Here is a 3,418-nt window from a genome sequence, read left to right as displayed (position 1 = left end):
ATTGTACAATACGCGAGCGGGGACGCTCGCACTACAATAAAAAAAATGCTTTTTACAAAACTGAGATGCTCCCAACCCCTACTCCCCACAAGAGTGAAAATTTCTTTTACCATGCAATTTAAATGCGGATTAGCTTATTTGCAGGGGGAAGTTCAGGTTAAAACTTTACCCCAGCGCAGCGTTACGAAGAACAAAGCAATTTCAAAACTCAAAAATTTTTGTCAATTTCCCCTTACCACTTTCCTGACATCGCGCCCTTGAGTCTCAATTCTTCTCGACTGACTAAAGCTTCGTAGTAATCTGGTTTGATTTCGAGGGCGACTCCGTAAGAGCTAATGGCATCTTGAGTTCGCTGCAATTTTTGCAAAACGTCGCCCCGCTGCGCCCAAGCTTCCCAGTTGTCTGGCTTGAGTTGAATTACTTGGTCAAAAGCGACGAGTGCTTGGGAATAGTTCTGCATTTCCCCTAGAATCACACCTCGCTGCACCCAGCCTTGATAGTTGTCCGGCCAGATAGTAATTGCTCGATCGTATGATGCTAGAGCTTGTTCGTACTGCTGCAATTTTGACAAAGCGTTGCCGCGTTGCAACCAAGCTTCAAAATTGTCTGGCACGATTTTTAGTACGCGGTTGTAAGCTGCGACGGCTTCTTCGTAACGCTGCAATTTTTCCAGCGCGGCGCCTTGCTGCAACCCTACTTTTGATGTAATTTCTGCTTCTGAAGTCAGAGAGATTACTTTATCAAAACAGGCGATCGCTTCTTCGTATTGCTGTAATTTTTCCAAAGCTTCGCCTCGCAAGTTCCAAGCTTCTAGAAAATTACCTTCAATTTGTAGGGCATTGCTGTAAGCGATAATTGCCTCTTTGTAGCGTTCCAATCCTGCCAGGGCGATGCCTCTACCCAGCCAAGCTTCGGGAAAATTTGGATTAATTTGAATGGCTTGGTCAAATGCAGCGATCGCCCCTTCAAAATCTCTTGATTCTGACAGTGTTTGACCGCGCCCGATCCATGCTTCGGGATACAAAGAATTAATTTGAATTGCCCGATCGAAACAAGCAATTGCCGCGTCGGCCCACTGGTGTTTGAGGGCCATTCCTTTATAAAACCAAGCTTCGCAGTCATTGGGCTGCATTTGCAGTACGCGATCGTAAGCTGTCACGGCTTCTGCATATTTGTGCAATTTTGCTGAAGCAATGCCCCGATTGAACCATGCCAGACTATTTTGTGGTTGCAGTTGAATGGCGCGATCGTAAGAAGTTACTGCTTCAGCGTAGCGTTCGGCTTTCATCAAAGCCAAACCTCGGTTCAGCCAAGCTTCCCAATTAGTCGGGACGAGTTTCAGCGCGCGCTCGAAAGCCGCCACAGCTTCAGGGTAGCGCTCCGCTTGAACCAACACGTTGCCTTGCCGATACCACATGGCGGGCAAATTCGGATGAAGTTGGGTTGCTTTTTTGTAACAGGTTGCTGCTGCATCCCACTGCTGCAATTCCTCTAAAACTCTGCCTCGCTGATACCAAGCTTCGTGCTTTTCTGAATTGATTTGAATTGCGGTGTCGAAAGCCGCGAGCGCTTCTGAGTGATTTTGCAAACTTAACAGCCCTGTGCCGCGCAGCATCCAAGCCCAGTATTCTTCGGGATTAATTGCTGTAGCTCGATCGGCACAGGCTACGGTTTCTGCGTAGGAATGCAGTTGCTTGTAAGCTTTGCCCAGATTCAGCCACGCCCTGGCCCAGTCCGGCTTAATTTGAACCGCTTTTCCGTAGCAAAGGACTGCCGCTTCGTACCTTCCTGCGGCGTACAATCTATTGCCCCGATCGTAATCTGGAAATGCTGCAAAAATTCTTAAAAGCGGCGGCAGCAGAGCTGGTTGGGGGTTTGAGGAGTTTTCTGGAGCCGAAGTCGAGAGGTCTGGCATACGCCTTGCACATAAAAAATTTAGTGGGATAACAAGCTTGCGGTCTTATATATTAACTTATGCTTTTCTTAATCTCGCTGCTGTTTTGAAACAAATTTAGCATATCAGGCTGGGTGCGACCAATCATTTTTACTTAATTCTAGTAGGTATAAAATTATGCACTCTTCCCACTTTCGGTACACCCCTGTAAGATACGGTCAGTCGATTTTCGATTTTCGATTTTCGATTTTCGATTTTCGATTAACCGAAAGCATCCAGGATACAAACAGATATGTCCTAATTCAGATTTCAAACCAAATTTAATATGTTAGAATTTCACGCGCTTTTAGATGTCACGGACTGTCATTGGGAGTCGATCGACTCGCAGCCGAATTATTGGTACGAAGGCCGTTGTCCTCAAAGCGGCGAACTGCTGAGACTGCCGCGCACTCGAATGTCCGAGGATCTGGCGCGGGGTTTGATGCAGTACCTGGCGGCTGACGATTCCTACGATCGCGAAGGGAAGATGTACGGCATATTACTGGTGGAGATGCCTTCGGGGGAACAGGGGATACTCAAAGCATTTTCCGGGCTGCTGAAGGGTTGCAGCATTGTTGAGGGGTGGGTGCCGCCGATTCCGGGACGCGATCGAGTTGCTTTCGATGAAGCCCGCACCTTAACTCAATTGGAGGCGATGAAACAGGAACTTATTGCACTCAATCAACTCCCGCAGCGGCAAGAGTATGAAGCCTTATTTCGGGAGTTTGAAGTGCAATTACAAGTTTTGAGCGATCGGCATCGCAATTCCAAGCTGCAGCGAGACGAAAAACGCCAGTTACTGTGTCAAACTCTCACAGCAGAAACACTAGAAATTGCCCTGGAACAACTGAATCAAGAAAGCCGTTTGGAGAAAATTGAACGCAGACAATTGAAACGACAGCGGGATGAAACATTGCAGCCCCTCAAACAATTAATTGAAGCTGCGGATGGACGGATGCGGGCGCTAAAACAGCAGCGAAAAGAACTTTCCCGCGAACTTCAGACGCAAATGCACGCGGCTTACACTCTGATGAATTTTTTGGGGAAATCGCGATCGATCTCCTCATTGATGCCAACTAATTCTATTCCCACTGGCACCGGCGACTGTTGCGCCCCAAAATTGCTCCACTACGCGGCAGTACACAATCTGAAACCGCTGGCAATGGCTGAGTTTTGGTGGGGGCCACCATCTGGCGATAAGATACAGGGAGAATTTTATGGCGCTTGTGGCGATCGGTGTCAGCCGTTGATGGGTTTTTTGCTGTCAGGATTGGCTCAAAATCGGATTGTTTCTAATATAAATGAGGGTTTAACAGGCGGGCAAGAAGCCCAACCCCTACTCCCCACAAATCATCATATTTCTTGTGGAACGGGCATCTTGCCCGTTGCGGGCGGGCTAAAAACCCAGCCCCTACTCCCCACAAATCATCATATTTCTTGTGGAACGGGCATCTTGCCCGTTGCGGGCGGGCTAAAAACCCAGCC

Annotated in this window: 1 protein-coding gene and 1 pseudogene; one reads left to right on the top strand and one right to left on the bottom strand. The window is 48.0% G+C overall.

All coding sequences use genetic code 11. The features are described from left to right. Positions 1-232 precede the first annotated feature (232 nt). Positions 233-1,915: a tetratricopeptide repeat protein gene (locus tag QUB16_RS32980; RefSeq protein ID WP_333322578.1), complete on the bottom strand. Its 1,683-nt coding sequence runs from the start codon at positions 1,913-1,915 to the stop codon at positions 233-235. 304 nt (positions 1,916-2,219) lie between these two features. Between QUB16_RS32980 and QUB16_RS32975 the strand changes: the two are divergent. Then, positions 2,220-3,418 (top strand): annotated as a pseudogene (locus QUB16_RS32975) (RluA family pseudouridine synthase); the annotation flags it as partial.

This window comes from Microcoleus sp. D3_18a_C4, assembly GCF_036702415.1.
GTDB lineage: Bacteria > Cyanobacteriota > Cyanobacteriia > Cyanobacteriales > Microcoleaceae > Microcoleus.
The sequence above is the reverse complement of the archived record's forward strand: the minus strand, read 5'-3'. Positions and strand labels throughout refer to the sequence as shown.